Annotated in this window: 23 protein-coding genes and 1 pseudogene; 12 read left to right on the forward strand and 12 right to left on the reverse strand. The window is 66.5% G+C overall.

What is annotated here, in order from left to right; genetic code table 11:
- Positions 1 to 79: 79 nt before the first annotated feature.
- The 4 genes from OHA40_RS16215 (at position 80) to OHA40_RS16230 (ending at position 4,233) form a co-directional block, all read left to right on the forward strand.
- Positions 80 to 1,564, forward strand: coding sequence for an MFS transporter (locus tag OHA40_RS16215; RefSeq protein ID WP_330233866.1), 1,485 nt, complete (start codon positions 80 to 82; stop codon positions 1,562 to 1,564).
- 109 nt (positions 1,565 to 1,673) lie between these two features.
- The gene (locus OHA40_RS16220; RefSeq protein WP_330233867.1) at positions 1,674 to 2,630 is read left to right on the forward strand and encodes a DMT family transporter; all 957 of its coding nucleotides are present in this window, start codon (positions 1,674 to 1,676) and stop codon (positions 2,628 to 2,630) included.
- 55 nt (positions 2,631 to 2,685) lie between these two features.
- Positions 2,686 to 3,717, forward strand: a complete 1,032-nt coding sequence (locus OHA40_RS16225; RefSeq protein ID WP_330233868.1) for a MauE/DoxX family redox-associated membrane protein — start codon at positions 2,686 to 2,688, stop codon at positions 3,715 to 3,717.
- Positions 3,718 to 3,891: 174 nt separating this feature from the next.
- Complete coding sequence (locus OHA40_RS16230) at positions 3,892 to 4,233, forward strand: BP74-related protein (RefSeq protein WP_330233869.1); 342 nt, start codon at positions 3,892 to 3,894, stop codon at positions 4,231 to 4,233.
- 52 nt (positions 4,234 to 4,285) lie between these two features.
- Here the strand turns inward: OHA40_RS16230 and OHA40_RS16235 are convergent, their stop codons facing one another.
- Together OHA40_RS16235 and OHA40_RS16240 are read right to left on the reverse strand one after the other, a co-directional pair.
- Entirely contained in the window at positions 4,286 to 5,827 is a 1,542-nt protein-coding gene (locus OHA40_RS16235; RefSeq protein ID WP_330233870.1) for a Rieske 2Fe-2S domain-containing protein, read from the reverse strand.
- A 41-nt stretch (positions 5,828 to 5,868) separates the two neighbouring features.
- Positions 5,869 to 6,696 (reverse strand): hypothetical protein, encoded by an 828-nt coding sequence (locus tag OHA40_RS16240; RefSeq protein WP_330233871.1) that lies wholly within the window; start codon positions 6,694 to 6,696, stop codon positions 5,869 to 5,871.
- Positions 6,697 to 7,051: 355 nt separating this feature from the next.
- On the opposite strand from OHA40_RS16240, the gene OHA40_RS16245 reads away from it, so the two are divergent.
- Together OHA40_RS16245 and OHA40_RS16250 are read left to right on the forward strand one after the other, a co-directional pair.
- Positions 7,052 to 7,801, forward strand: coding sequence for a lysophospholipid acyltransferase family protein (locus tag OHA40_RS16245; protein ID WP_330233872.1), 750 nt, complete (start codon positions 7,052 to 7,054; stop codon positions 7,799 to 7,801).
- A gap of 11 nt (positions 7,802 to 7,812) precedes the next feature.
- Entirely contained in the window at positions 7,813 to 8,574 is a 762-nt protein-coding gene (locus tag OHA40_RS16250; RefSeq protein WP_330233873.1) for a lysophospholipid acyltransferase family protein, read from the forward strand.
- Positions 8,575 to 8,798: 224 nt separating this feature from the next.
- Here OHA40_RS16250 and OHA40_RS16255 read toward each other — a convergent pair whose 3' ends face one another.
- Complete coding sequence (locus OHA40_RS16255; protein ID WP_330233874.1) at positions 8,799 to 10,022, reverse strand: cytochrome P450 family protein; 1,224 nt, start codon at positions 10,020 to 10,022, stop codon at positions 8,799 to 8,801.
- A gap of 709 nt (positions 10,023 to 10,731) precedes the next feature.
- Here OHA40_RS16255 and OHA40_RS16260 point away from each other — a divergent pair.
- Together OHA40_RS16260 and OHA40_RS16265 are read left to right on the forward strand one after the other, a co-directional pair.
- Positions 10,732 to 10,965, forward strand: coding sequence for a hypothetical protein (locus tag OHA40_RS16260; protein ID WP_330233875.1), 234 nt, complete (start codon positions 10,732 to 10,734; stop codon positions 10,963 to 10,965).
- 378 nt (positions 10,966 to 11,343) lie between these two features.
- A complete protein-coding gene (locus OHA40_RS16265) occupies positions 11,344 to 11,733 on the forward strand; it encodes a hypothetical protein (protein ID WP_330233876.1) in 390 nt (129 codons plus the stop codon).
- Between the two features lie 440 nt (positions 11,734 to 12,173).
- Here OHA40_RS16265 and OHA40_RS16270 read toward each other — a convergent pair whose 3' ends face one another.
- The 4 genes from OHA40_RS16270 to OHA40_RS16285 all read right to left on the reverse strand — a co-directional run bounded on the left by OHA40_RS16270 (position 12,174) and on the right by OHA40_RS16285 (position 15,621).
- Entirely contained in the window at positions 12,174 to 12,503 is a 330-nt protein-coding gene (locus OHA40_RS16270) for an NUDIX domain-containing protein (RefSeq protein WP_330233877.1), read from the reverse strand.
- A gap of 88 nt (positions 12,504 to 12,591) precedes the next feature.
- Positions 12,592 to 13,059 carry an NUDIX hydrolase gene (locus OHA40_RS16275; protein ID WP_330233878.1) on the reverse strand — a complete coding sequence of 156 codons (468 nt, stop codon included), beginning with the start codon at positions 13,057 to 13,059 and terminating at the stop codon, positions 12,592 to 12,594.
- Positions 13,046 to 13,807, reverse strand: a complete 762-nt coding sequence (locus OHA40_RS16280; RefSeq protein WP_330233879.1) for a helix-turn-helix domain-containing protein — start codon at positions 13,805 to 13,807, stop codon at positions 13,046 to 13,048. Before OHA40_RS16280 ends, OHA40_RS16275 begins: the two co-directional genes overlap by 14 nt.
- Positions 13,808 to 14,814: 1,007 nt before the next feature.
- Positions 14,815 to 15,621: an AraC family transcriptional regulator gene (locus OHA40_RS16285; protein ID WP_330234205.1), complete on the reverse strand. Its 807-nt coding sequence runs from the start codon at positions 15,619 to 15,621 to the stop codon at positions 14,815 to 14,817.
- 95 nt (positions 15,622 to 15,716) lie between these two features.
- On the opposite strand from OHA40_RS16285, the gene OHA40_RS16290 reads away from it, so the two are divergent.
- Positions 15,717 to 16,592: an NAD(P)H-binding protein gene (locus tag OHA40_RS16290; protein WP_330233880.1), complete on the forward strand. Its 876-nt coding sequence runs from the start codon at positions 15,717 to 15,719 to the stop codon at positions 16,590 to 16,592.
- Positions 16,593 to 16,689: 97 nt separating this feature from the next.
- Complete coding sequence (locus OHA40_RS16295; protein ID WP_330233881.1) at positions 16,690 to 17,034, forward strand: hypothetical protein; 345 nt, start codon at positions 16,690 to 16,692, stop codon at positions 17,032 to 17,034.
- A gap of 136 nt (positions 17,035 to 17,170) precedes the next feature.
- On the opposite strand, the gene OHA40_RS16300 is transcribed toward OHA40_RS16295, so the two are convergent.
- From OHA40_RS16300 to OHA40_RS16320, 5 genes and pseudogenes are all read right to left on the reverse strand, one after another.
- Positions 17,171 to 19,495 (reverse strand): heavy metal translocating P-type ATPase, encoded by a 2,325-nt coding sequence (locus OHA40_RS16300; protein WP_330233882.1) that lies wholly within the window; start codon positions 19,493 to 19,495, stop codon positions 17,171 to 17,173.
- Positions 19,496 to 19,536: 41 nt separating this feature from the next.
- Positions 19,537 to 20,493, reverse strand: a pseudogene (locus OHA40_RS16305) (hypothetical protein).
- 22 nt (positions 20,494 to 20,515) lie between these two features.
- Positions 20,516 to 20,725 carry a heavy-metal-associated domain-containing protein gene (locus OHA40_RS16310; RefSeq protein WP_330233883.1) on the reverse strand — a complete coding sequence of 70 codons (210 nt, stop codon included), beginning with the start codon at positions 20,723 to 20,725 and terminating at the stop codon, positions 20,516 to 20,518.
- 443 nt (positions 20,726 to 21,168) lie between these two features.
- A complete protein-coding gene (locus OHA40_RS16315; RefSeq protein ID WP_442944014.1) occupies positions 21,169 to 21,885 on the reverse strand; it encodes a sterol desaturase family protein in 717 nt (238 codons plus the stop codon).
- Between the two features lie 23 nt (positions 21,886 to 21,908).
- On the reverse strand, positions 21,909 to 22,631 hold the full coding sequence (locus OHA40_RS16320; RefSeq protein WP_330233884.1) for a FadR/GntR family transcriptional regulator: 723 nt from the start codon (positions 22,629 to 22,631) through the stop codon (positions 21,909 to 21,911).
- A 134-nt stretch (positions 22,632 to 22,765) separates the two neighbouring features.
- Between OHA40_RS16320 and OHA40_RS16325 the strand changes: the two genes are divergently transcribed.
- Together OHA40_RS16325 and OHA40_RS16330 are read left to right on the forward strand one after the other, a co-directional pair.
- Entirely contained in the window at positions 22,766 to 22,981 is a 216-nt protein-coding gene (locus tag OHA40_RS16325) for a type II toxin-antitoxin system VapB family antitoxin (protein WP_330233885.1), read from the forward strand.
- Complete coding sequence (locus OHA40_RS16330) at positions 22,978 to 23,418, forward strand: PIN domain-containing protein (RefSeq protein ID WP_330233886.1); 441 nt, start codon at positions 22,978 to 22,980, stop codon at positions 23,416 to 23,418. Before OHA40_RS16325 ends, OHA40_RS16330 begins: the two co-directional genes overlap by 4 nt.
- Positions 23,419 to 23,457: the final 39 nt, after the last annotated feature.

Genomic DNA, 23,457 nt, shown 5'->3' on the forward strand with positions numbered 1-23,457 from the left:
GAAAACGCCGCGCGCCCGCTCGACGGGTAGCGCGCACCATCTCACCCTGCGCTCGCTGACGGTTCGGGCCGTGCTCTTCATGAGCATCGGTGAACTGATTCCGCTCTACGCGCTGTATGCCCTGCTGTTCGCCGATCACGGCATGAGCACCGGGCAGATCTCCGCGCTGTTCGCGATCTGGTCGGCGACGTCGTTCCTCCTGGAGGTGCCCTCCGGAGCGTGGGCCGACACGGTCTCGCGGCGCGGTCTGCTCGTCCTGAGCGGCGCGCTGTTGACCGCTGGTTTCGCGCTGTGGACGGTGGCGCCCTCCTTCGCGGGTTTCGCCGCCGGATTCGTGCTGTGGGGTAGCTCGGGCGCTTTGGCCTCCGGCACGTTCGAGGCGTTGCTCTACGACGACCTCGCCGCTCGCGGCGAATCCGCGACTTACCCGCGCATCCTCGGCTACACCCGCGCGGGCGCGGAAGCGGCCGTCGTCGTCGCCATCCTCGCGGCGACCCCGCTCTATCTCTACGGTGGTTACGCACTGGTCGGCTGGTCCAGCGTCGCGGTCGCCGCCTTGCACACGGTGATCGCGCTGTCGCTGCCCGCCGCGCCGAAGGCGGTCTCCGCGGTGGACGTCGACGACTTGGAGGACGTCGTATCGGAGTCGTCCGGGGAAGACCGTGCGGCGCGATCCGGTGTCACGCGTTCCGCGCTGCTACATACCGATCCGGATAACTCAGCCCTCCGAGTCGATGTGGTGTCGGTTCACGATGGCGGCGCAGCGGATCGTCCCGTCGACTCGGATGTCATGGTTGGCGCGGGTTCGGCTGCGCGGCCGTCTGCCCTGGACGCCCCTCGCGGATCCGCTCCGGGTGACGTCGGCACGAGCGATGCGGGCGATGGCGCAGTCATCGAGCGAGATGCGTTGCCGGGCGGCGTGATCGAGCGGCCGCGGCCGTTCGCCCGGTACTTCGGCATGCTGAAAGCCGGTGTCGCGGAGGCGGTTCGGGTCAGGGCGGTGCGCTATGGCGTGCTGCTGGAGGCGTTGCTGTTCGGCATCACGGCGTTCGACGAGTATTTCGCACTGCTGGCGCAGCAGGTGGGTGTCTCCACGGCGGTGGTGCCGCTGCTGGTCGGTCTCACCGTGCTGGGTTCGCTGGTCGGTTCCGTGCTGGGCGGGCGGACCGAAGGCATGTCGGGTCGGACGATGGGAATCGTGATGGGTGTCGCCGGTGTGCTGTTCCTCGGCGGCGCGCTGGTCGCAGGGCTCGCGGCACGGCGGCCCGACTTGATGTATCCGCTGGCGGTGCTCGGATTCACGGCGATCGGCATCTCCTACGGCATCGTGCACAACGCGGTGGTCGTCGCGGGTGCCCGTCTGCAAGAGGCGATCGAGGGCCCGGCCCGTGCCACGGTCACCTCGGTGTCCGGCCTGCTGAGCGAGGTGGTCGCGCTCGCGGTCTTCGGCTTCGCCGCCGTAGCGGCCATCTGGTACTCCATGTCAACCCTGCTGGCCCTGCTCGGAGCCGCCATGCTCGGCATAGCCGCGCTGACGCCCCGCTGGCTCCCTCGTCGCCGGTGAGTGGCAAATGCCGGGTCATTCGCGTGGGCGGCGGTGTGCGATAACGTGCGCGGACGAGTGCGGCGGCCGCTGGACTGGACGTTGATCTCGCCCCGGTAGCGTGCGGGCTATGACCGTGCAGGTGAGACTGGGGCTGGTCTTCGGGTTCGGAATCGGCGCCGGTGTCGCGGTGCAGGGACGGATCAACGGTGCGCTCGGTGCGCGCCTGCACGATGGGATCGCGGCCGCCACCATCAGTTTCGGCACGGGGCTCCTCGTGCTCGCGGTGGCCTTCGCGGTCAGCGGGCGGCTCCGCGATGGCGCGCGGCAGGTGCGGCGGGCGGTGACCGACGGTGTGCTTCGGCCGTGGCAGTTGCTCGGAGGCCTCTGCGGTGCGTTCTTCGTCGCGTGCCAGGGTCTCACTGTCGCGGCCATCGGCGTCACCGCGTTCACCGTCGCGACGGTGGCGGGCCAATTACTCAGCAGCCTGGTCGTCGACCGGCTCGGTCTCGGCCCGAGCGGGCGCACGCCCGTCACCTCCGTGCGTCTGGCCGGTGCGGCGCTCGGTTTGCTCGCGGTACTGGTCGCCGGAATCGGCCACAGCCGCGCCGCCACCGGTGGTCTCTCCGTGCCGGACGCGCTGCGCGACGCACCGACCGCGCTGCTGATCGTGCTCCCGGCGCTGGCCGGGATCGGTCTGGCCTGGCAGCAGGCGGTGAACGGCAACGTCGGCGCCGTCGGCGGGCCGCTCTCGGCGGCCATGGTCAACTTCTGTGTCGGCCTGGGCGCGCTGCTCGTCTTCGAGGCCGCCGTGATCGCGACCTCCGGTGGCCCGGCCGAATTCCCCACCGAGCCATGGCTTTATCTCGGTGGGTTGATCGGAGTCGCCTTCATCGCGCTGGCCGCCCTGACCGTGCGCTGGATCGGCGTGCTGCTGCTCGGCCTCACCTCGGTGGCAGGACAACTGCTGTTCGCCCTGGTCCTCGACCTGTTCACCCCGACAACCGCGGGCCTGTCGGTGACCGCGATCATCGGTTGCGTGCTGACCCTCGTCGCGGTCGGCGTCGCTACTCGATCTCGGTCCTGAAAAGCCCGGTCGAGTCATTCATGTTCAAAGCGCATGAGTGTGGAATGGTGCGCTCATGCTGATCGAATACGGGGTATGGGTTGCACGGCTGGTTCTGTGTGTCGTGTTCGGGCTGTCGGCCTGGGGCAAGCTCGCGGATCGGAGCGCGACGCGGCAGGCGGTGGGGGACTTCGGGGTGCCGCTGCGCTGGGTGCCCGTTGTGGCATGGGGACTGCCGATCGCCGAGGCGATGATCGCGGTCGCGCTGTTGCTTCCCAGGGTTTCCGGGTTGGCCGCGGTCGCGGCGCTGCTGCTGCTCGCTGTGTTCACGGCGGCGATCCTGCGCTTGCTGCGCCGTGGTGAGCGGCCCTCCTGTTCCTGCTTCGGCGCTGTCAGCGCGATGCCCATCGGTCCGAAGACCTTGGCGCGCAACGGCGTTCTCCTCGTGCTCGCCGCGGCCGTCGGTGTGGGCGCGCTGACCCATCCGCGTTTGCCGATGGGCTTGCCCGCGGACAACGCGGTCGGTTGTGCGGTGGTCGCCGCGCTGGCGGCGATGCTGGCGTGGTTGGCGGGGCAACTGCGCGCCCTGCGCCGCCGGGTCGACGAGCAGGCGCTGTCGACGTTGGGCGCGGAGGGCCTGCCGGTGGGCTCGGTGGCGCCGGAATTCGAACTGCTCGACGCCAGAGACGGGAAGACCACACTGGAAGGACTGTTGACCGGGGATCGGTCGGTGCTGCTGGTATTCGTGCATCCGGGCTGTGACCTGTGCGCTGCGCTGGCCAGGGAACTGCCACGCTGGCACGCGCGCACCGGCGATGCCCTGACCATCGTGGCGGTCGGTAACGGTGACGCTGTCGAGCAGGCCGCGTGGGGCATCGAAAACGGGCTCGGCGAGATTCCTTCGCTGGTACAGCAGGGCAACGAGGCGGCTCTGCGCTATCGGGTGCGCGGAACCCCGTCCGCCGTACTGATCGATCCCGACGGCCGCGTCGCTGCCCCCGTCGCCAGAGGCGGTATCGCAATCCGCGAGCTGATCCGCACGGCGAAAGCGGCGCGGCGCCCGCGTCCGCCCGAGCGCAACGAGACCCCTGCGGGGATTTCCCGCTGAGTTTCGGGTCGTACATTCTTTCCGCGCCGAACTTCGACAGGTTCGCCTTCGGGTGCCGATGAGCTTCCGCTGTAGTCGACAGCTACTTTCTAGCTATCTTTCTGTGTCTTGCGCCGCTACCATCGAGTGGCACTGGTGCAGCATCCGAGATCCATCGACCCAGAGGGGAAAGTCATGGCGCTCTTCGCATTCACCGATTACTCCGGCAAGGAATTCATCATCCAGCTGAACAACGAGCAGCGGATCGCCGAGGCCCGTCGCATCCTGTCGGGCGATGAGCAGATGTCTGTGCATGTCATGGGGCGGATCAGGAAACTCCCGACACCCTACAACCCGGGGTGGGATTTCCACCTGGACCCGGACACCATCACGTTCTTCACCATGGCGATCGAGGTCTGCGACGCCAGCATCATGTACGTCAACGATCATCTCGACGAGGCGTGCGGCGCATTCCTGCCGGGGTGCATGTGGTGCCCGTGGTCGTCGAGGCTCACCCGTGAGGTCTCCGAGCGTTAGCGTCTGCCCGCGATGCTTCCGGCCGGTGCGCACCGGCCGGAAGGCCCGGTGATCAGCTCAGCTTGCGCGTGCGCAGTTCGTGTCCCTTGGACGTCTTGCACCGTCCGGACTCCAGATCCCACTGCCAGCCGTGCAGGTTGCAGGTGAGCGTGTTGCCGTCCACCACGCCGAACTTCGACAGGTCCGCCTTCAGGTGCGGGCAGCGCCGCTGCACCTCCCAGCCGCCGAGTTCGGTGGAGGCGGAATCGTCGTGGGCCTCGGCGAACCAGCCGTCGGCGTAGGCGATCCGCTCGTCGGTGAGGCATTTGAAGAAGGTGTAGAGGAACTCGTTGTATCCACCGATTCGCCAGGCCTGGAAACGGGTGGACAGGAAGATGGTGTTCACCCAGTCCGGCTCCTGGTCGCGCAGTACTGTGCGGACCAGTTCCGGCGCGATGCGGAAGCCGTAGCGGTAGCGGCCCTCGCCCTCGACGGGCCCGCGCACCGTGCGTTTGGGGAAGTCCAGCACCACGGTTTCCTCGCCGATCACCAGGCCGACGGGGTAGCCGATGCCGTCGCAGATCAGGTCGCTCTGGGCCATGATCGGCTCGAAGAGCTTCTGTAGCGGTTCCAGCAGCGCGCCCTCGGCGGTGGTGGCCCAGGTCGCCTTCTCGGCTTCCAGCACCGGCGCGAGGCGCTGCGCCATCCGCTCGATGTACTCGGCCTTGTTGTCGTAGATCTCCGCGGGGTCGCTCGAGTGGGTCAGCGTCAGTTCGGCGCCGCGCACGTCGGCGACCGAGCCGGGGATCATCATGATCCCGCCCGTGTTGCCGTGGATCTCCATCTGCTCCAGGAACACCTTCTGGTCCGGGAAGATGTTGCCCTCGTCGCCGCGATCGTCGTTGAGGTAGCGCAACTCGTCATCGAGGAACACCGGCGGACCCGCCGAAGGCACCACCCAGGTCGCGTCGACCTGCTCGATGTAACTGCGGGCCCGGTCCATGCCACGCTGACGCTTCTGCTTGCCGAAGTTCGACTTGGTGCGGGCCGGGATGTCGTAGACCATCGGGTACCAGATCGCGCCCGAGTACTGCAGCAGATGGATGTCGACGTGACCGAACGCGTCGTGCAGCACGTCCATGTCGACGGGCCTGGCGTCGTTCATGTTGAAGCAGGTGGTCTCGCCATCGAAGACGACCAGCCCGGAGTCGCCGATCGGACCGTCGGCGGGCGCGCGCAGCGCGATGATCATGATGTCCAGGTCGCCGCCCGGACCGGTCACGGTGTGCTTGAGCGAGTCCTCGGTCTCGAAGAACTTGTGGAAGCCCAGGTGCTCCAACTCCCGCCGCAGGTCCGGCACCGGGTAGTCCGGCAGCAGGACGGTCGCGTCCTTGTTGACGTGCCTGGCCAGCGTCTTCGCGTCGAAGTGGTCGCGGTGCAGATGCGAGACGTACAGGAAGTCGCAGGCACCCAGCTCGTCCCAATCGAGCTGGGTGTTGTCGGGGAACGGGAACCACGAACCGAAGTACGCGGGGTTCACCCAGGGGTCGCAAAGGATCGACCCGGCCGCGGTGCGGATATGGAATCCGGCGTGTCCGACGCTGGTGATCTGCACTAGCTGCTCCTCCTGCTGTTACCAGCCAACCAGGGTAGTAGTTACGCGGAGACCTCGCCGATGCAGTAGCCGTCCGGCCCGGATCGCAGGGTGAAGGTGCGGGTCTGCGCCACACCCGAGGAGTTTGTCACCGGGACGAGCACCGCGACATAGTCGGCGTTCAGCTGTTCCGAGCGGATCTGCTGGTCGGCGAATGCGGTGGTACCGGTCAGCATGCCCTGGTTATTGGCCAGCGGGGCGGGGATCGCGCGTCCGGTGGCCGTGGGATCCCAGGTGGCCGGAGACGCCTTGCAGACCAGCGGGTAGGTGCCTTCCTGGTCGGCCGGATCGAGCGGAGATCCGACGAAGCGGGACAAGTAGCGGCGCACGGTGTGCCTGGCGTCGGCGTCGTTGTAGGCGACGTCCGCACCGGCCTCGGCGACGCGCGGACAGGCGTAGCCGGTCTCGACCTCCGCGCGATCGATGGCGACCGTAGTGGTCCTGCTCTGCCAGATGACGGTGTCCTCGGTTGCCGTCCCCGGCTGTGCCAGGGCGGCGAGGACGGACTGCTGGTCGTCGTACATGTCGGCCACGTTCTTCGGCGCGATGGTCCAGCACTTCTCCTGCATCTCGGCGATGGTGTGCGATTGCAGGTCGGCAGCCCAGCGCTGCACTGCGCTCGCCGCGGCGGGAAGCCCGGCGACCGCGCCCACCGGCGGAGCGTCGGCGGGCACCGGCGGCAGCGACGAGCTGGTTGGTGGTGTCGTCGCCGGGACGGCGGCGGGTGGCGTCGTGCGCGCCGCTGCCGGTGCGGCGCTCTCGTCCGGGATACCGGCAACGGAGTCGCAGCCGGTCAGCGCGCCCGCGCCGATCAGGGCCAGGCCGATCATCGATGCGCGCATACGCGGTCGGGCGCCCCGGCGCCGAGTCGAGTGCGTGGGGGTGCACGCCGGTTGCCCCAGCGGCGTTGATTCCCGACCGATCAGCGCTGCTCCACCATGCCGGGCGCTCTGGCGCCGAGTCGGATGGGCGGCTGTGGACGTCGGCTGGTCCGGGTTCGCTGATGCCCGAACCCGATCGCGCGCCGGACTGTGGTCGTAATCACGCGGTACCGGTCGGGCGCGTTGCACTTGGACGATCCTCTTCCCTCAGGGCGGGCGGTTGGGGTTGCTCGCGCGTCCTCGCTCCGGTGCGGCACGCGGAGCACTGCCGGAGGTGACGGTCAGCGACTACGCTAGCGGACTTGTGGAACCCGTCTACCGGACGATCATCGGGCTGGCCCGTACCGTCTTCTTTCTCGAAGGTCTGAAGTTCACCGTCAAGGGCGATGAACACGTCCCCGCACGGGGTGGCGCCGTGCTGGCGGTGAACCACACCGGCTACATGGACTTCACCTACGCGGGCCTGCCGGTGCGCACCCCGAAGCGCTACATCCGGTTCATGGCCAAGAAGGAGGTCTTCGACGACAAGATCTCCGGTCCGATCATGCGGGCGCTCAAGCACATTCCGGTCGACCGTTCGGCGGGCGCCGACTCGTACCAGGCCGCGGTGGAATATCTGCGCCGTGGCGAGCTGGTCGGCGTGTACCCCGAGGCGACCATCAGCCGCAGCTTCGAGATCAAGGAGTTCAAATCCGGCGCGGCGCGCATGGCCATCGAGGCGGAGGTGCCGATCATCCCGATCGTCATCTGGGGTGCGCAGCGGGTGTGGACCAAGGGCTTCCCGAAGCGGCTCGGCCGCACCAACACGCCAATTGCGATCGCGGTCGGCGAACCGATCCAGCCGTTCCAGCCTCCCGCCGAACTCACGGCCAAACTGCGCTCGACCATGCAGGAGATGCTGCTCGACCTGCAGAAAGGTTACGTGCACGAGCCCGGCGCGTACTGGGTTCCCACCCGGCTCGGCGGCAGCGCTCCTACCCTGGAGGAAGCGGACGCGATGGATGCCGCCGAGGCGAAGGAGAAGGTCGCGCGCAAGAACGCGGCGGGGCAGTAACGGGAGGTGCGATGGCGCGGGAACCGGTTTACGACATCCTCACCGGCTTGGCCCGCACCATCTTCTTCGCGCAGGGTCTGCGTATCGATATCGGAGGCCAAGAGCACATTCCGCGCTCCGGTGGCGCTGTGCTCGCCGTCAACCACACGGCCTATCTGGATTTCATGGAAGTGGGATTGGTCGGGCGCAAATCCGGCCGCAACGTCCGATTCATGATGAAGGCCGAACTCGAGCACGGCATCATCGGTTTCCTCATGAAGCACTGCAAGGCGATCGGCGTCGATCGCACGGCAGGCGCGGAGTCGTACGCCCGCGCCGTGACCGCGCTGCGGGACGGCGAATTGGTCGTCGTCTATCCCGAGGCGACCATCAGCCGCAGTTTCGAGCTGAAGGGGTTCAAGTCCGGTGCGGCCCGAATGTCGATCGAGGCCGATGTCCCGATCATTCCGCTGATCATCTGGGGCGCGCACCGCATCTGGACCAAGGACATCCCGAAACAGCTTGGCCGCCACAACTTTCCGATCAATATCCGCATCGGCGCCCCGATCCCGCCGACCCAACCGGCGGACGAACTCACCGCCACCATGCGCGCCCGCATGAACGAACTGCTGGAAGCCGCCCAGCGGAACTACTCGATGCCCGAGGGAGCCCGTTGGGTCCCCGTTCGGCTCGGCGGCACCGCACCTACTCTCGCCCAGGCGGCTGTCCTGGAAAAGGAGGAAATGGCCAGGCGCCGAGCCAAGGCCGCCGGTCGTATGCGACACGAGGCCTAATTGTCCTGGCAAGTGTCGGCTGCCAGGCTTCCGGACAGCACATGACCCATCGCATGAGAATCGCACCCTGAGCGTCGCCATCCTGGAGCGGGAGGAAATGGAGAGGCGGTGAGCCGAGCTTCGCTGACCGCGGGACGTCGACCGTTGGTGCGCGGACAGCGGCCGGCACGCAGAGCCCGGTTCCGGAAAACCGAGGTCGGGAATCGGAACCGGGCCGCAGATGGTCACGGCTGGACGGCGCCGAGCTTCACCGGCACCGACAGCGGGCCGATCGTGAAGAAGGACGGCGAGTAAGGGATGTCTTTCGGGTCGATCGCGAGTGCGAGGTCCGGCAGCCGCCGGTAGAGCGAGGCGAGCGCGAGCCGGGCCTCCAGGCGGGCCAGCCCGGCGCCGATGCAGTACCGCGGCCCGTGGCCGAACCCGAGATGGCCGGACTGCTGCTTGCGGGTGATGTCGAACTCGTTCGCGGTCTCGCCGTACTCCGCCGGGTCGATGCCACACGCCTGGTAGGCCACGCCGACCGCGTTCCCCTTGGGAATGGTCACGCCCGCGATGGTGACTTCCGTCAGCGTGAACCGCCAGCTGGTCATCATCACCGAATGCCGGTATCGCACCGTCTCTTCGACCACGTCGGCCCAGCGGTCCTCGGCCTTGGCCAACTCGAGCTGATCGGGGTGCCGAGCCAGCGCCAAGATGGCGTATCCGAGCAGATGGACCGTGGTCTCGTGACCGGCGACCAGCATGATCCACAAGACGGCCACCAGTTCGTCGGTGGTGAGCTTGTCCTCCTCGTCCCGAGCCTGCACCAGGCCGGTGGTGAGATCGTCGCCGGGCTCGCGCTGCTTGCGATCGGTCAGTTCGTGCAGGTACGCCATGAGCGCGTTCTGCGTCGCGAACGCCTCCTCGGGCGGGGTGGTGTGCGCCAGGAGGGTAGCGGTCCAATGCCGCAGATGAGCCCGTTCCGGCTCCGGCACCCCGAACAGTTCGCAGATCACCGCCATCGGCAGCGCTTCGGTGAAGGTGGGCACCAGGTCCACCCCATCGCCGGCGGCCACCACGTCATCGAGCAATCGATCGATGATCGCCTGGATCCGCGGCTCCAGCGCATGCACCCGGCCCGGCGTGAACGCCTTGCTGATCAGGCCACGCAGCCGCCGATGGTCGTCGCCATCCTTGGTGGACAGGTGGTCGCCCTGGACGACGGCACGCAGTGGCCAGTCCTCCGCGATCGATCCGTCGTGCAGGGCAGGCCAGTGCATCGGGTCGCGGGCGAACGTCTTGTTGTCGCCGGCGAGAATCTCGCGTACGGCTGTGTGCGTCAATGCCAGGTAGGCGGGCACGCCGCCGGGAAACTCCACCTCGACTACGGGCGCGATCTCCCGGAGCCGAATACAGGTGTCTAGCGGAGTCTCGTTCGCGGCGGGGAATGCGGGCAGGCTGGTTGTCATGGAACTTCCCTTCAGCGCGGTGGCCACCCAGCCGTCGTGGTGACGGTTGTGCACGAGTATCGCGCCGACCCGGCCCCGCGGCAGACACGCTGCAGTTTCCTGCCCGCAACCGTAAATCCGGTGTCACAAAACCGAAGTCGGGCAGGTAGCGCGTGCCACCGTGAGCTCGGGGGTAGTCAAATGGTCGCTGTCTCTTGTCCTGAAGCCACCATTTCACTCCGCTCGATGCTCGAGTTCGACAACGCAACCACAGCTGGTCGACTGGGCTGGGACTGTCCGATACACCTCAGCCCGTTGTTCTCGACCCGATGGCTGGAGGTGGACGAGTCAGCCTGCAGGGAGGCGCGGGCGGCATGGCAGGTACTGGCAACCCAACACAAAGCGGCGGCAGAGGAGGCGGCGGCGGATCCTTCTTGGTTCCGGCCGGTGGGACTACAGGCCCAGCAACCATCGGACCTCAGGTGGTCATCACCTACCAGGCAGACCAATGCGGAAGTCGCAGGCCCGCAACGGGTTCGCTGTGTTCGAGAAACGCGCCGGAGTGAGAGGTTCGCGATGAGTGGCTGATGCGGTGAACTAGGCTGGGTCGAGCCGGACGAGGGTCGAGCCGGAGTGGGGGATCGTTGTGTTCGAAGTCAATCCGGAGAACCTGCGGACGGCGGCGCAAGCATTGGCTGTGTTGCCGACAGAGATAGATGGAGCTGCGTCCTTGGGCGCCGATCAGGTCGACGGGAAGTTGAATGGATCCGTGGTCGGGCACAGTCTCGGGTCCACGACTCCGTTGGCGGCCCAAGCGCGAGAGACGTTGAAGGCCCGGTTCACTCGGTTCTCAGAGCTGCTCGGGCATGCGGCGAGTACCTACCGCGACGACGATATGGTGGCCGCCGCCCAGCTGGCTGCGGTGACCGATCTGATCCCGACCGGTGCCCACGATGGTAGCTAGAGCGACACCCACACCGGGTGAGGTGCTGAGCTGGGGCGTCTCGGCGCTGGCCGGCATCGCGGACAGATACAACCAGATCGCGGACGTGGTCCTGAAGACATCGAACTCGATGCATAAAAATGGAGCGTCTGGGCAAGGACAAAGTCGGCAATCCCGTCATGAGTTTCGACGGGTTCATCGTCATCGTCGACCCAGCACTACTGATCACGGCACCGTCTACCGGCCGAAGGACCCATTGGGCGAGTTCATCCGGCTCACCAACCAGACCACGGATCCATCACTCGACCCTGGCAGGGTCCCCGGCGGCACCGGAGGGACGCCGCCCGGAAACCTGGTGGTAACCGGTAGGCAGTGACAACGACTTCAGGAGAGATACTGATGGAATTCGATATGTCGAAGCTGACGCCCGCGGAACGCGATTTCGTGGACGGGGCTCTGGCCAGTTGGGTCGGAGTGTCGACGAACGCACCGATCCCAGTGCGCGCACTGGGGTTTGCCGACCGTGATCGGTTCGATGACGAAGCCGCCAGGCTCCGTCGCGCGGTCCGCGACGGAGCCATGCTGACCGAGGTCGAGACCGCCAGGGTACTGTTTTTGAGCGAACTGTCCTTCGGTAGCGACCTGTTCGGCGCGGGCGTCGAGTTCCAACTCGTCAACGCGATACGCGACACCGAAGCGATCACGATCCTGCGCTCCCTGCAACGGAAGCTCTACACCCGCGACGGCGCCGAAGCGCTGTTCTTGCCTGAGCTCTACGCACCCGAATAAGCCCGAACCACAAGATGGGACAGTTCGGAGCGAGGCCGGAAGTAGTCAAACCGGCAGAAACAGGCACCGCCGATCAAGAAAGTTGTTGCCAGATAACTTTCGCTATCGGGGAGGCAGCGCGTACCACCGTGAGATCGGAGGTAGTCAAATGGCGGCTCGAATAACCCGCTACGACCGCCTTTTGACTCCGCTCGATGATTTCAAGTTCTGCAACGCCACCACAGCCGGCTGACTGGGCTGGGACTGTGGGTGCGTGATCGACGGCGGAAGGTAAGTCGGGTACGGCACCCGGCGTGCCCAGCACTGCTCCGATACACCCATGGAGGGTGGGCTCTACTGGGGGGCATCGCCAGAGACTTCTCTGCCCGAGCTTCATTCCAGGCATCACCTACCATTGTTTTCATCTGGCGGTACTGGGCGCGTCGGGTGCCGTACCCGGCTTACCTCCCGCAGTTCGATCGGAAACCGTTGGCTTCCAGCGTGGTCAACCGGCTCTGGTTGCGTTCAGAAATCCCAGCTGAGGGTAGGCCAAGGGGCGGTTCTTCCCTGGTCTCGCGGACTACGCGCTGTTCGAGAGTCTCGCCGATCTCCATGGTGCCGCTCGGTAGGGACCAGTTGCCTGAATCGGCCCGGCGCTGCATGAGAATCGCGCCCGTATCGTCGATGATCGGGGCAGAGCCGCCAGGAACCAGGCTGTTTGCCTTCGGGGCGTTGGGATCTCGATAGTAGTCGCGTCGATTGCTCATTCTCTGCTCGGTTGGATACGGCATGCCTGATTTGCAGATTTGCTCGAACTGGTCCGGCGGTCTTCCGGATGTATTCCAACGCGTCGGCCTCGGCGCAACGGTATACGCTGCCCTATCTGATTACGGGGTACTTTCCCGAAAGCCAATCGTTTACGCGGCGTCGAATGCTGTTGACCATCGGCAGCGAGTCGATCTCGGCCGAAGAGAACCATGCAACCTCATGAGACTCGTCGGAGACGCTGAGTTCTCCGCCGACCGCCTTTCCGAGGAGGCAGATCGAGAATTCTTGTCTGACTTCACCGTCATCGTACGCGAAGACATGGCGGGGGTTTGTGTAAGTACCGATGATACCCGTTATCTGGATATCTATTCCGGTCTCTTCTTTCGTTTCACGTATACCGCAATCGGCGAGTGACTCACCTAATTCCATCTTGCCGCCCGGCAGGGCCCACATTCCGTTATCGGTTCTCCGTTGTAGCAGGATTTGTCCGGCCACATTCACTACCACTACCGAGGCAGCCGGTACCAGGCTATTCGGCTGCGGTGCGTTCGGGTCGTTCTCGTAGTCACGTCGTCCCATGATGCCCATCCTCCCAGATACTGACACCACGCGACCATAGCTCTTCGACGTGGTCATTGAACCGATCGAACATTCCGTCGTTCTGTTCGCGGCGGATATGCAGCATCGGGGAATCGTGGCCCACCCTTCTAGCCAGGATGGGAGTAACGATCATGTCGTTGTCGAAACGGAATACCGACAAGTTGACATGGCCTGTCTCGAATCTAGCTTCGAGGTTGCCGAGCCCCCGCAGCTTCTGTAGTTCGCCAGTGGTAACGGCGATGCGCGTAGACAGGGTCAGTGGAACGTTTTCTTCACTCTCTCTTTCGCGGGTGGTCTCGCTCTTCGGGTCTCCTATCAAGAATCGAACTCGGCATCCGTTCGCTGCTTTCCTTTTCAGGATATTTCCGAAGTTTGCATGTTCCAGCCAGAGAAAATAATTAGTGTACCCCGCGAAAGTGAGTTCACGTCGGGCGTTGGAAACCAATGTCCGCCACAACGATGCCGGAGCCGCCGAACGATAGGGGAATACTTGAACAATTTCACGGTCAGGTCCGGTCTTGAGTGTCACTCGTACTGCTGAAGGCCACAAATCAGCCTCCTCTACTCCTAGGGCTTTGCATACCATCCACCGGTGCCGCGCATGAGGGATGCGCGTAGGGTTCGACACCCACCGATTAACTGTCTTGACATCGACATCGCATTTTTCGGCAAGTTGTTGGCCTGTGACACCGGCTTTCGCCATCGCTTGCCGGAGGGCTTCATTCACCGTACTACCTCCGATGGCAGGGGGGACAGTCCGAACCTTAACGTGCAAACGTCCCAAACGTCCTGGAAACGTAGTTGGAACGGCCTCGCGCCTGATCAACGCTGGGATCGCGCCCGGTAGGGAAGCTCAAACTCCGCCCGCCCATCCCGTCCTGATGATGCACTCTCCATCGGGGCCGGGCGCACCTCAACCGTCTTTCGATGTGAGAGTGGGGGTTACGGATGGAAGCCTGTGGTGACACGCCGCGGTCGCGGTGTCTGTTCTATCGGCGGCAGTGTGACCTGCCCGCGGTGGTCGATCCTCCTGAACTCGGGCGGATCGTGCTGCGAGCCGGATCGGTGTGGGCGATGACGATGCCTACTCGGCTGGGGCAGGCGGTGAAAGCGCACATGCAGAGTCGAGGCGTTCCGCTAGGACCTATTGTGGGACATCCGCGTTCGGGCCGATGGTCCTTTCTCATCCGGCCCGATTTGCCCGACGATGTGCCGCTGTTCGCCGAGTTGTTCCGGCTGGACGTATCGGTTTGCCGGGAAGGTGCGACCATCGCGCTGCCGTCTCCCACTGCATCGGTCGGCTCGATTCGTTGCTGGATAGAGCCGCCGCGCAATAGCTTTCGCCCTTCTGGGCAAGTTGTGGTCGAAGCCATTCGGGCATGGGCGGACCAGATTCCGCCCAATCGCCGGGCTCAGGGGTGATGCCATATGTCGGACAACCAGATTTCGACGCTGAGATCAGGTGTGTGATGAGCGGCGATTCATCCCCGGATCCGTCAGGGCCGGATGTCCGCCTCAGTGTGTTCTGGCACGGGCTTCGGCTGGAGTTCGCCGCGTGCTGCACAGCCGCGATGACATTCGCCCAGGAGTGGCGGCGCGTCCACTACCCGGACGCGGTAGAGATCTTGCCCGATGGGGCCGAGGGTCTGCCTCGGCTCCCATGCGAACGGTTGTACATGGAGCCGATCGAGCCTCCGGAGAACCGAGATCGTTGAGCAAGTGGGCTTTCGGTACTCAGGAGCCAACAGGGCTGCTGCAGGGGGTAGCGGCCGGTACGTCACCTCGGAGAAATGACGTGGGTGGAACGCCCATCAGGCTGCGGAAGTCGGCCGCCATGTGGGATTGGTCGTAGTAGCCGGTGGCGGCCGCGATGTCGGCCCACGGGGTGTCTCTGGCCTGGGACAAGACCTTGCGGACTCGATCAATGCGCGCGAAATGCTTGGGGGAGACGCCGATTCCGCTGGTGAAGAGGTTGCGGAGTTGGCGTTCGCTGACCGACAGTCGCGCGGCGAGCTCGGGGACGGGAACGGGGTCGTCGTCGGCGATGGCGGCCACCGCTGCGGCGAGCAGGCGGCGGTACGCGCGCTGGGCCGGATCGTCGGCGGCGTGGCGCGGCAGCTCGTCCGCGAGATAGGGAACTACCTCGTCGGGTTCGAGTTCGACCAACTCGGTGGCGAGGTGGGCGGCCGGGCCGGGTAGATCCGCCAGCCGCACGACCCTATTGGTGAGGTCCGCGGCCGGGACGCCGAGCAGCGAGGGGATGGCCCCGGGCGCCAGGCGCAGGCGGACGCAGCCCGCCGGTTTGTTCGCCCGCGAGTAGATCGCCTTGGTCTGCGGCCCGAGCACGAGTGCATCGCGCGGGCCGTCGTGTTCGGCGCGCAGCACGATGGTGGTCGACGTCTGCGGAACGTGTGCGAACGGTTCGGACAGGTCGAGCACGGTCGGGATCCGGCCGAGTTCGGACAGCCACGGCCGCAGCGACTCCGGCGCGAGCTCGGACGATTCGACCAGGTCGGTCGTTACGCGAGGCGGGCGCAGCATGGTGGTCACCGCATCCACTGTAGGCAGTCCGTGTCCCGCCGGGCGTGCCGAAATTTCCTAGCAGACCTGCGCTGACACGCGGCACGGTGGTCCACATGATCGTGATCACCGGTGCCACCGGCACCATCGGAAGTGAAATCGTCCGTCAGCTCGCCGACCGTGGCGTGCCGGTTCGCGCCGTCACCAGGGACCCGGGTCGCGCCGAAGTCCCCGCGGGCGTCGAGGTGGTGCGGGGCGACTACACCGATCTGCCGTCCATGGCGGCAGCGATGAGCGGCGCGGACGCCGCGTTCATCGTCGGCGTCCTCGGCCCGGAATATGTGGAGGCCGACCGCGCGCTGGTCGCCACGGCGCGCGACGCGGGTGTGGGCCGCATCGTCAAGCTTTCCGCCATCGGCACCGGGGATACCGAGCTGGGCCGCGTCGGAACCTGGCATCTGCCCGGTGAGCAGGCCGCGCGCGAGAGTGGCGTCGAGTGGACCATCCTGCGGCCGAGTTCCTTTGCCTCCAACACGCTGAGCTGGGCCGAGGCCATCCGCTCCGGAAAGCCGGTGCCGAATATGACCGCCGACGCCGCCCAGGGTGTCATCGATCCCCGCGATGTCTCCGCGGTCGCTGTCGAGGTGCTGGTGTCCGCCGGCCACGCGGGCCGGGTCTACAACCTCACCGGGCCAGAGCTGCGCACTACCCACGACCTGGCCGCCACTATGGCCGCCCTCGTCGGCCATCCGGTCGAGGTCATCGACATCGCGGAAGCCGAAGCGCGCGAATACATGCTCGCGTCCGGAATGTCGGCCGAGTACGCGGACGGGGCGCTGGCGGGTCAGGCCTACGTGCGTGCGGGAGGCAACGCGATCATCACCGGTGAGGTGGCCGAGATCCTCGGGCGGGCCCGCACTTACGCCGAATGGGCAGCCGATCATGCGAGCGCTTTCGTGGCCGGAACGAGCGCGTCGACCACCCGCCCATAAATGTGATTGACATCACATCGAATTGCCGAACGGTAGGCGCTGGGCAAGGGTGGCATGACTGGCAGGTGGCCAGTCCGCTGACACAAAGGGGATTCGCATGCGTCGTCGGGTCATGTCGGTCGTGGTAGCGCTCGTAGCGGGAGGTTCGGCCGCGGCGTTCGGTAGTGCGAGCGCGTCCGCGGTGGCGGTGAACCCGTTCCCGGGTGGGACCGAGGTCTACTTCGACCACGGTGAGTCCGCCGCGATCGCGAACCTGAACCTCGGACCGGCGCTGAGCCAGGTCGCCGTCGCCTGGTCGCCCGGAGCGAAAGCGATGCTCGGAGCGGGGATCACCGAGCACGCCCGGTGGGCAAGCGAATCCCCGACGGGCGGGGTGTCGATCGAGGTGTACGGGATGTTCATCCAACCCTCGCTCGTCACCGTGACCACCCTTCGGGGCTGAGCTCTTCCATTTCGGATTCCGTTGCGCCGGGAGTACTCTCACCAATGCCGTTATACGCATATGCGCTGACGCGAAAGCCGCCTGGCGATACCCGGACGGGACGGCACTCCGTGTGCGGTCCCGTCCGGTGTTTCTGTTATCGCGCCGTCGAGCGGAAGCTCCGCAAGCGCAGGCTGTTGCTGACCACGAAGACGGAGGAGAACGCCATGGCGGCGCCCGCGAGCATCGGATTCAGCAGGCCCGCCATGGCCAGTGGGATCGCGGCCACGTTGTAGGCGAACGCCCAGAACAGATTGCCCTTGATGGTCGCGAGTGTCCGGCGTGAGAGCCGGATCGCGTCCGCCGCCGCCCGCAGGTCGCCGCGGACCAGGGTCAGATCGCTCGCCTCGATGGCCACGTCGGTGCCGGTGCCCATGGCCAGGCCGAGGTCGGCCTGGGCCAGCGCCGCGGCGTCGTTCACGCCGTCGCCCACCATGGCGACCACCTTGCCCTCGACTTGTAAGCGCTTGACGGTGTTCACTTTGTCCTGCGGCAGCACCTCGGCGATCACCTCGTCGATGCCCACCTGCGCGGCGATCGCTTCCGCGGCGGCCTGGTTGTCGCCGGTCAGCATGATCGGGGTGAGGCCGAGTGCGCGCAGCTGGGAAATCGCTTCGGCGGAGGTCGGTTTCACCGCATCCGCGACCACCAGCACGCCGCGCGCCGCGCCGTCCCAGCCCACGGCGACGGCAGTCTTGCCCTCGGTCTCGGCCGCCCGCATCGCCCGCGTCAGGTCGTCGTCCAAGTGCTGTGACCAGTCGGCGAGGAGCCGGGCCCGGCCGACCACCACGGCGTGACCGTCCACCACACCCTGTACGCCGAGGCCCTCGAGGTTCGCGAAGTCCTCGACGGGCTTCAGCTCGCCCACCCGCTCACGGGCGCCCTTGGCGATGGCCTGCGCGATCGGGTGCTCGGACGAATCCTCCAGCGCTCCAGCCAGTTCCAAGATCCTCGAGACCTGCTCGCCCGCGGCGGGTATGACGTCGAGCAGGGTCATCCGGCCCGTGGTGATGGTGCCGGTCTTGTCCAGCACCACCGTGTCCGCCCGCCGAGTCGATTCCAGCACCTCGGGGCCTTTGATCAAGATGCCCAGCTGTGCGCCGCGCCCCGTGCCGACCATCAGCGCGGTCGGCGTGGCCAGCCCGAGCGCGCACGGGCAGGCGATGATCAGCACCGCCACCGCGGCGGTGAACGCGGCCGCTACGGATCCGCCGGTGCCGAGCCAGAATCCGAGCGTCGCGACCGACAACGCGATCACGATCGGCACGAAGATGCCGGAGATTCGATCGGCCAGCCGCTGGGCCTGCGCCTTACCGGTCTGCGCTTCTTCGACCAACTGCGCCATCTGCGCCAGCTGGGTATCGGACCCGATCCGCGTGGCGCGCACCACGATCCGGCCGCCGACGTTCACGGTGGCGCCGACCACCGCGTCATCGGGACCGACCTCCACCGGCACCGACTCGCCGGTGAGCATCGAGGCGTCGACGGCCGAGGCGCCCTCCACCACGACGCCGTCGGTGGCGATCTTCTCACCCGGGCGCACCACGAACCGATCACCGACGATCAGCTGTTCCACCGGAATCCGCCGCTCAGCCCCGCTGTATCCACTGCCGTGCTCCCGGGGCCCTGCGTGGTTGCGCACGCTGCCTCCGCCGGGCCCGTCGCTGGCACGGGGCAGCAGCACCGAGACCTCTTTCGCGCCCAGCTCGAGCAGGGCACGCAGTGCCGCACCCGCGCGCCGCTTGGCGCGTGCCTCGAAGAAGCGCCCGGCCAGGATGAACGTGGTGACGCCGGCCGCGGCCTCCAGGTAGATGCTGCCGGTGCCGTCCATCCGAGAAATGGTGAACTCGAACGGGTGGGTCATTCCCGGGATACCCGCGGTCCCCCAGAACAGCGCGTACAGCGACCAGCCCAGCGCGGCGAGCGTCCCCATCGACACCAGGGTGTCCATGGTCGCGGTGCCGTGGCGCAGGTTGGTCCACGCCGCACGGTGGAACGGCAGCGCGCCCCACACCACGACCGGCGCGGCGAGGGTCAACGAGAGCCACTGCCAATGGGTGAACTGCAAAGCCGGGATCATCGCCATGGCGACTACCGGCACCGACAGCACCAGCGAGACCAGCAAGCGGGTGCGTAACGCGGCCGCCGGATCATCCTCGGTGGGTGCGGTTTCCTGCGGTTTCGGCAGGGCGGGCAGCGCCGCGGTGTAACCGGCCTGCTCGACGGTGGCGATCAGGTCGTCCGGCGAGACGTCGCCGCTGACCTCGACCCGCGCCTTCTCGGTGGCGTAGTTCACCGTTGCGGTGACGCCGTCGAGCTTGTTCAGCTTCTTCTCGATGCGGGCGGCGCAGGACGCGCAGGTCATGCCACCGATCACCAGCTCTACCAGCCCGGAGGGCGGTGGTTGTGTCGCGGTGGTCATCGTGGGTGCTCCGTTCTGTGCGGGCGGTGTGGATCGACGAGTCAGTGGGTGTGGCCGCCCGGCACCGGCTGGTGACCAGTGTGTTCGGTGCGGATGGTGGTGGCTGCGGCGGGGGTGCCCTTGGCAACGGTCAGGGTGAACTCGGCGGTGCGGACCACGTCCTCGTGCTGGAAGTCGAGGAACAGGCGGTAGTCGCCCGCGCTCGGCGCCGTGAGGGCGAAGGTGATGCCCGGTCCGGCCGGAGTCACGCCGTCACCGGGGTGACCCTCCGGGTGGACGTGCAGGTACCCGAGGTCTGCGGCGCGCAGTGCCACCAGGTGGCCGTAGGCCCCGAGTTAGGGCTGTAGGTCGGTGACCGGCTTGCCGCCGCGGCGCACCGACAGGGTCACCGACGAAGGCCGGCCGGGGACGACGACGCCGTCCAGCGTCACGGTGTACTCGCCGACCGTGGCGGTGGTGGTTGCGGCCGGGAGTTGTTGCGGGTCGTACTTGCCCGCCACCCGCAGATCCGCGCCCAGGGTCAGGTTGTCGCCGCCCTCCGGGGTGAAGTCGGCGAACACCCGGTAGTCGCCCGCGCGGGTGAGATCGAGTGGGACGCTCCAGATTCCGTCTCCGCCCAGCACCGGGTGCACGTGCTGGAAGGCGACCATGTCGCGGCGCACGACGATCAAATGCAGATCCTTGTCGTGGCTGCGTACATAGTGAGTGACGGCCGTCCCGTTCTGGTCCAGGACGCGAAAGCGAAGCGGCACGTTCGCTGCCGGTGCGGCCTGTGCGGTGTCGAGCCGCAGAGTGTATCCGCGGTCGGTCGCCATCATTCCTCCAGGTAGTGCTTCTGAGTGGGCCTCGCTCGGTTCGGCGGGTCCGTCGTGTGGTCCCGAGTTGTGTGCGGTGGGCTCGGCGGGATCGGGTCCGATGACCGCGCCGGTCGCGAGGGCGATCGCGAAGACCGCCGCGAGGCCGAGGGCGAAACCGCCGAACTTTATGGATGCGTTCATCGCCAGCGCTCCGTTTCGGTGCTCAGTCGGCGACCGCGTAGCCCGCTCGGGCTATCGCGGCCGAGAGTTCGGCGCGCTCGACCGGGCCAGCGCTCTCGACGGTAACCCGGCCGCTGGCGAGGTCGACGGCGACGGAGCCGACGCCGGAGACGCTGCTGATCTCGTCCCGGACCGAGGCGGCGCAGCCGCCGCAGGTCATCCCGGTGACGGTCACGGTGGTGGCGGTGCTCATGGTCGATCTCCTCTTCGGTTGCGTCGTTCTCCTGATCTACCCTACCCCCCTAGGGTATGAATCCGTCAAGTGTGGTCCGGAGCACACGACAAAACCCGGTCCGCGCGCGGACCGGGTTCAGTGTTGGAGATCAGGATCGGGCCGGGTAGGTGACCACAGCGACCGCGGAGGCCGAGACGACCTGAACGTCGGCCGATGCCGCACCTTGACGTGCAGGAGCCGTCCTCGATCGCGATCTGGCCGTCCTTTAGGTGTGTGCGGGAACTCCGTCGGCGCCATCCACCGCCCTGCGTGAGCGGACTCCGGACGCAGCCGCCCGTGCTATCGCCCACCGGTGTTCTCGGCGGGGTGATTCGCGTACCGGCCACAACCATCTACGCGCGATGCGGTGCCGACCAGTAGCTGCCGTCCCGCTATTCGCCGCAGGACGGCTGCTGTCGGGGTCAGGCCGAGTGCAGGTTGCGGGCGGTGGGGGAGCTCTCCGTCGTCGCCGGGTCGGGGTAGGTGCCGAAGAGGCGATCAGCGGTGCCGGAGGTGGTGACGGTGAACCAGTAGTGCTCGTTCTTGTAGTGGTGGTGGCGGTGGTTGCGCCAGACCGCGCGGTAGAGCGAGCCTTTCGGTTTGTAGTCGGTGTGGACCAGATAGTGCGTCCACTCGTAACCGAGCCCGAGCAGCGTGATGGTGATCAGGAAGGTCAGGCCGAGGCCGAGCCGCGGGAAGGCGAACGCGGCCAGGGCGATCAGTACGACGACCAGCACCGATAGAGTTTTCGTCGGGATGAAGATCAGCGGGATATTGCGCGGATCCACATGGTGTTCGCGGTGTTTGCGCGCGAGCTCGCTGTCGAGGGCGATCGGGCCGAGCCGCCGCGGCCGCCAGTGCAGCACGGTGACGTGCACGATCCACTCGAAGACCGGGAAGACCGCCAGCATCACGGCGGGCACGAGCAGGTCGGACGGTTGCCAGTCGCCGGCGACGATCCGGCCGATCACCGCGACCACCAGCGTGGTCGCGATCATCCACGGCGAGGGATGCCGGAGGAATTCGCGGAACGCTTGGCCGAGAGACAGTCCGCGGCGCAGCGCCCGCTCGTCTCGGCGGACCTTCGCCCGCGCCTCCGCGTCGGCCGTATCCGGTTCGGATGCCTTGGATTTCGTCATTGTTGTTCCTAGGTGATGCGTGCTCAGGGTCCGCCGAGGACCTCGATCAATGCGGTGGTCGCCGGCTCGAGTAGCGCCCGAGCGGTGGTGGCGGCCTTCTGCGGCCTTCCCGCCACGATGGCGGCGGCCAGTTCGCGGTATGCCCCGACGTTGCCCACCTCGGCGGACATGATCGGGGCCAGCGCCGCGAGCGCCGGTTCATAGGCGGCGCGCAACATGTTGAACATCAACCGGAACACGATCGAATCGGCCGCGTCCACGACGTGATCCCAGAACTCCATCGCATGCCGTTGCTGTGCGATCGGATCCTGTTCGGCGGCAAGCGCTTCGACAGAGGCGTCGAGTAGCGCGCGGACCTCGTCGGCGCCGGTGGTGCCGATCCGGCGTGCCGCCAGCTCCGCAACCTTCGGCCCGTTGTGCAGCCGTGCCTCCAAAATGCTGCGGGCGACGGCGGGCTCCAATTCCCCGGCCTGCACGAGCAGCCTGGGCAGGACCTCGAGCCCCGCCCCGCGCCGATAGTCCAGCACGGTGGTCGCGTCCCCCTGCCGCACGGACACCAGCCCGGCCGCCGCCAGCCGCTGCAGCGCCTCCCGCACCGCGGGCCGCGAGACTCCCAGGGCCTCCGCCAACTGCCGCTCGCTGGGCAGCGTCGCTCCAGGCGCCAGCTCCCCACTGAGCACATCCGCCGCGATCTGCTCGAACACATCCGCCGACACCGACCGCTTGACCACAGGTTGCAACGCCATGCGTCTACTTTGCGCCCGATTGGTCAGGAGGTCAAGTGGTCAGACCAATCGCCTGGCGTCGCCTTAGTTCAGCGAGTCATATTACGATTCAGGGGTATTATTGATACGAGCAATTCATAATTCTGGAGGTTGTCATGGCGACTACGGTAGAGATTCCGGACGAGATCCTTGCCGAAGCTATGCGGCTGACCGGCCTCACCACCAAGAAGGCCGTCATCAACCTCGCCATGTCGGAACTAGTGCAGGGATACCGACAGCGCGCGGCCTTGAACCGGCTGAAGCGAATGGACCACAACCCCTTCCTTACCGAGGAGGAGCTCGCTGACGTCACCGCGGCGGACAACCAGTGACAGCGCCGAGCGATCGCCCCCACTATCTGCTCGACCAATCGGTGATGTCCCGCTACTGGGCGAAGCCCGTGGTCAAACGGAAGATCGACCAACTTGCGGTCGTCGGGGTCCTGTGCGCATGCACGGTGACCATGGACGAAGCGCGATTCAGCGCGCGCAACGCCCAGGATCTGAAGTTCATCACGGAGCTGTACGGCTCGGTGTTCCGGTGGCAGGTGTTCGACGACGAAGTCGAAAAGCAAGTCGCGCTGATCAGATCCGCCCTCTGGAAGATCGGCGCGGGCCGCGGGGCGCAAACCACGGACGTGCACATCGCCGCCGTTGCGCTGCGACACGATGCCACGGTTGTGCATAACGACACGGACTTCGTCACCATACAGCGCGCGGTTCCGGAGCTGAAACAACTATGGGTCATGCCCAGCGAGGATGTTGACTGACAGCGGTATCTCCCGCCAAGGCAACAGCGAACAAGTTTC

Source organism: Nocardia sp. NBC_00508 (genome assembly GCF_036346875.1).
Classification (GTDB): Bacteria; Actinomycetota; Actinomycetes; order Mycobacteriales; family Mycobacteriaceae; genus Nocardia.

Excerpts from the sequence above, each read along its gene's own strand:
- OHA40_RS16215 (WP_330233866.1), top strand. The coding sequence starts at position 80 with ATGAGCATCGGTGAACTGATTCCGCTCTACGCGCTGTATGCCCTGCTG.
- OHA40_RS16220 (WP_330233867.1), top strand. The coding sequence starts at position 1,674 with ATGACCGTGCAGGTGAGACTGGGGCTGGTCTTCGGGTTCGGAATCGGC.
- OHA40_RS16225 (WP_330233868.1), top strand. The coding sequence starts at position 2,686 with ATGCTGATCGAATACGGGGTATGGGTTGCACGGCTGGTTCTGTGTGTC.
- OHA40_RS16230 (WP_330233869.1), top strand. The coding sequence starts at position 3,892 with ATGGCGCTCTTCGCATTCACCGATTACTCCGGCAAGGAATTCATCATC.
- OHA40_RS16240 (WP_330233871.1), bottom strand. The coding sequence starts at position 6,696 with ATGATCGGCCTGGCCCTGATCGGCGCGGGCGCGCTGACCGGCTGCGAC.
- OHA40_RS16250 (WP_330233873.1), top strand. The coding sequence starts at position 7,813 with ATGGCGCGGGAACCGGTTTACGACATCCTCACCGGCTTGGCCCGCACC.
- OHA40_RS16255 (WP_330233874.1), bottom strand. The coding sequence starts at position 10,022 with ATGACAACCAGCCTGCCCGCATTCCCCGCCGCGAACGAGACTCCGCTA.
- OHA40_RS16265 (WP_330233876.1), top strand. The coding sequence starts at position 11,344 with ATGGAATTCGATATGTCGAAGCTGACGCCCGCGGAACGCGATTTCGTG.
- OHA40_RS16270 (WP_330233877.1), bottom strand. The coding sequence starts at position 12,503 with ATGCCGTATCCAACCGAGCAGAGAATGAGCAATCGACGCGACTACTAT.
- OHA40_RS16275 (WP_330233878.1), bottom strand. The coding sequence starts at position 13,059 with ATGGGACGACGTGACTACGAGAACGACCCGAACGCACCGCAGCCGAAT.
- OHA40_RS16285 (WP_330234205.1), bottom strand. The coding sequence starts at position 15,621 with ATGCTGCGCCCGCCTCGCGTAACGACCGACCTGGTCGAATCGTCCGAG.
- OHA40_RS16290 (WP_330233880.1), top strand. The coding sequence starts at position 15,717 with ATGATCGTGATCACCGGTGCCACCGGCACCATCGGAAGTGAAATCGTC.
- OHA40_RS16295 (WP_330233881.1), top strand. The coding sequence starts at position 16,690 with ATGCGTCGTCGGGTCATGTCGGTCGTGGTAGCGCTCGTAGCGGGAGGT.
- OHA40_RS16300 (WP_330233882.1), bottom strand. The coding sequence starts at position 19,495 with ATGACCACCGCGACACAACCACCGCCCTCCGGGCTGGTAGAGCTGGTG.
- OHA40_RS16310 (WP_330233883.1), bottom strand. The coding sequence starts at position 20,725 with ATGAGCACCGCCACCACCGTGACCGTCACCGGGATGACCTGCGGCGGC.
- OHA40_RS16315 (WP_442944014.1), bottom strand. The coding sequence starts at position 21,885 with ATGACGAAATCCAAGGCATCCGAACCGGATACGGCCGACGCGGAGGCG.
- OHA40_RS16320 (WP_330233884.1), bottom strand. The coding sequence starts at position 22,631 with ATGGCGTTGCAACCTGTGGTCAAGCGGTCGGTGTCGGCGGATGTGTTC.
- OHA40_RS16325 (WP_330233885.1), top strand. The coding sequence starts at position 22,766 with ATGGCGACTACGGTAGAGATTCCGGACGAGATCCTTGCCGAAGCTATG.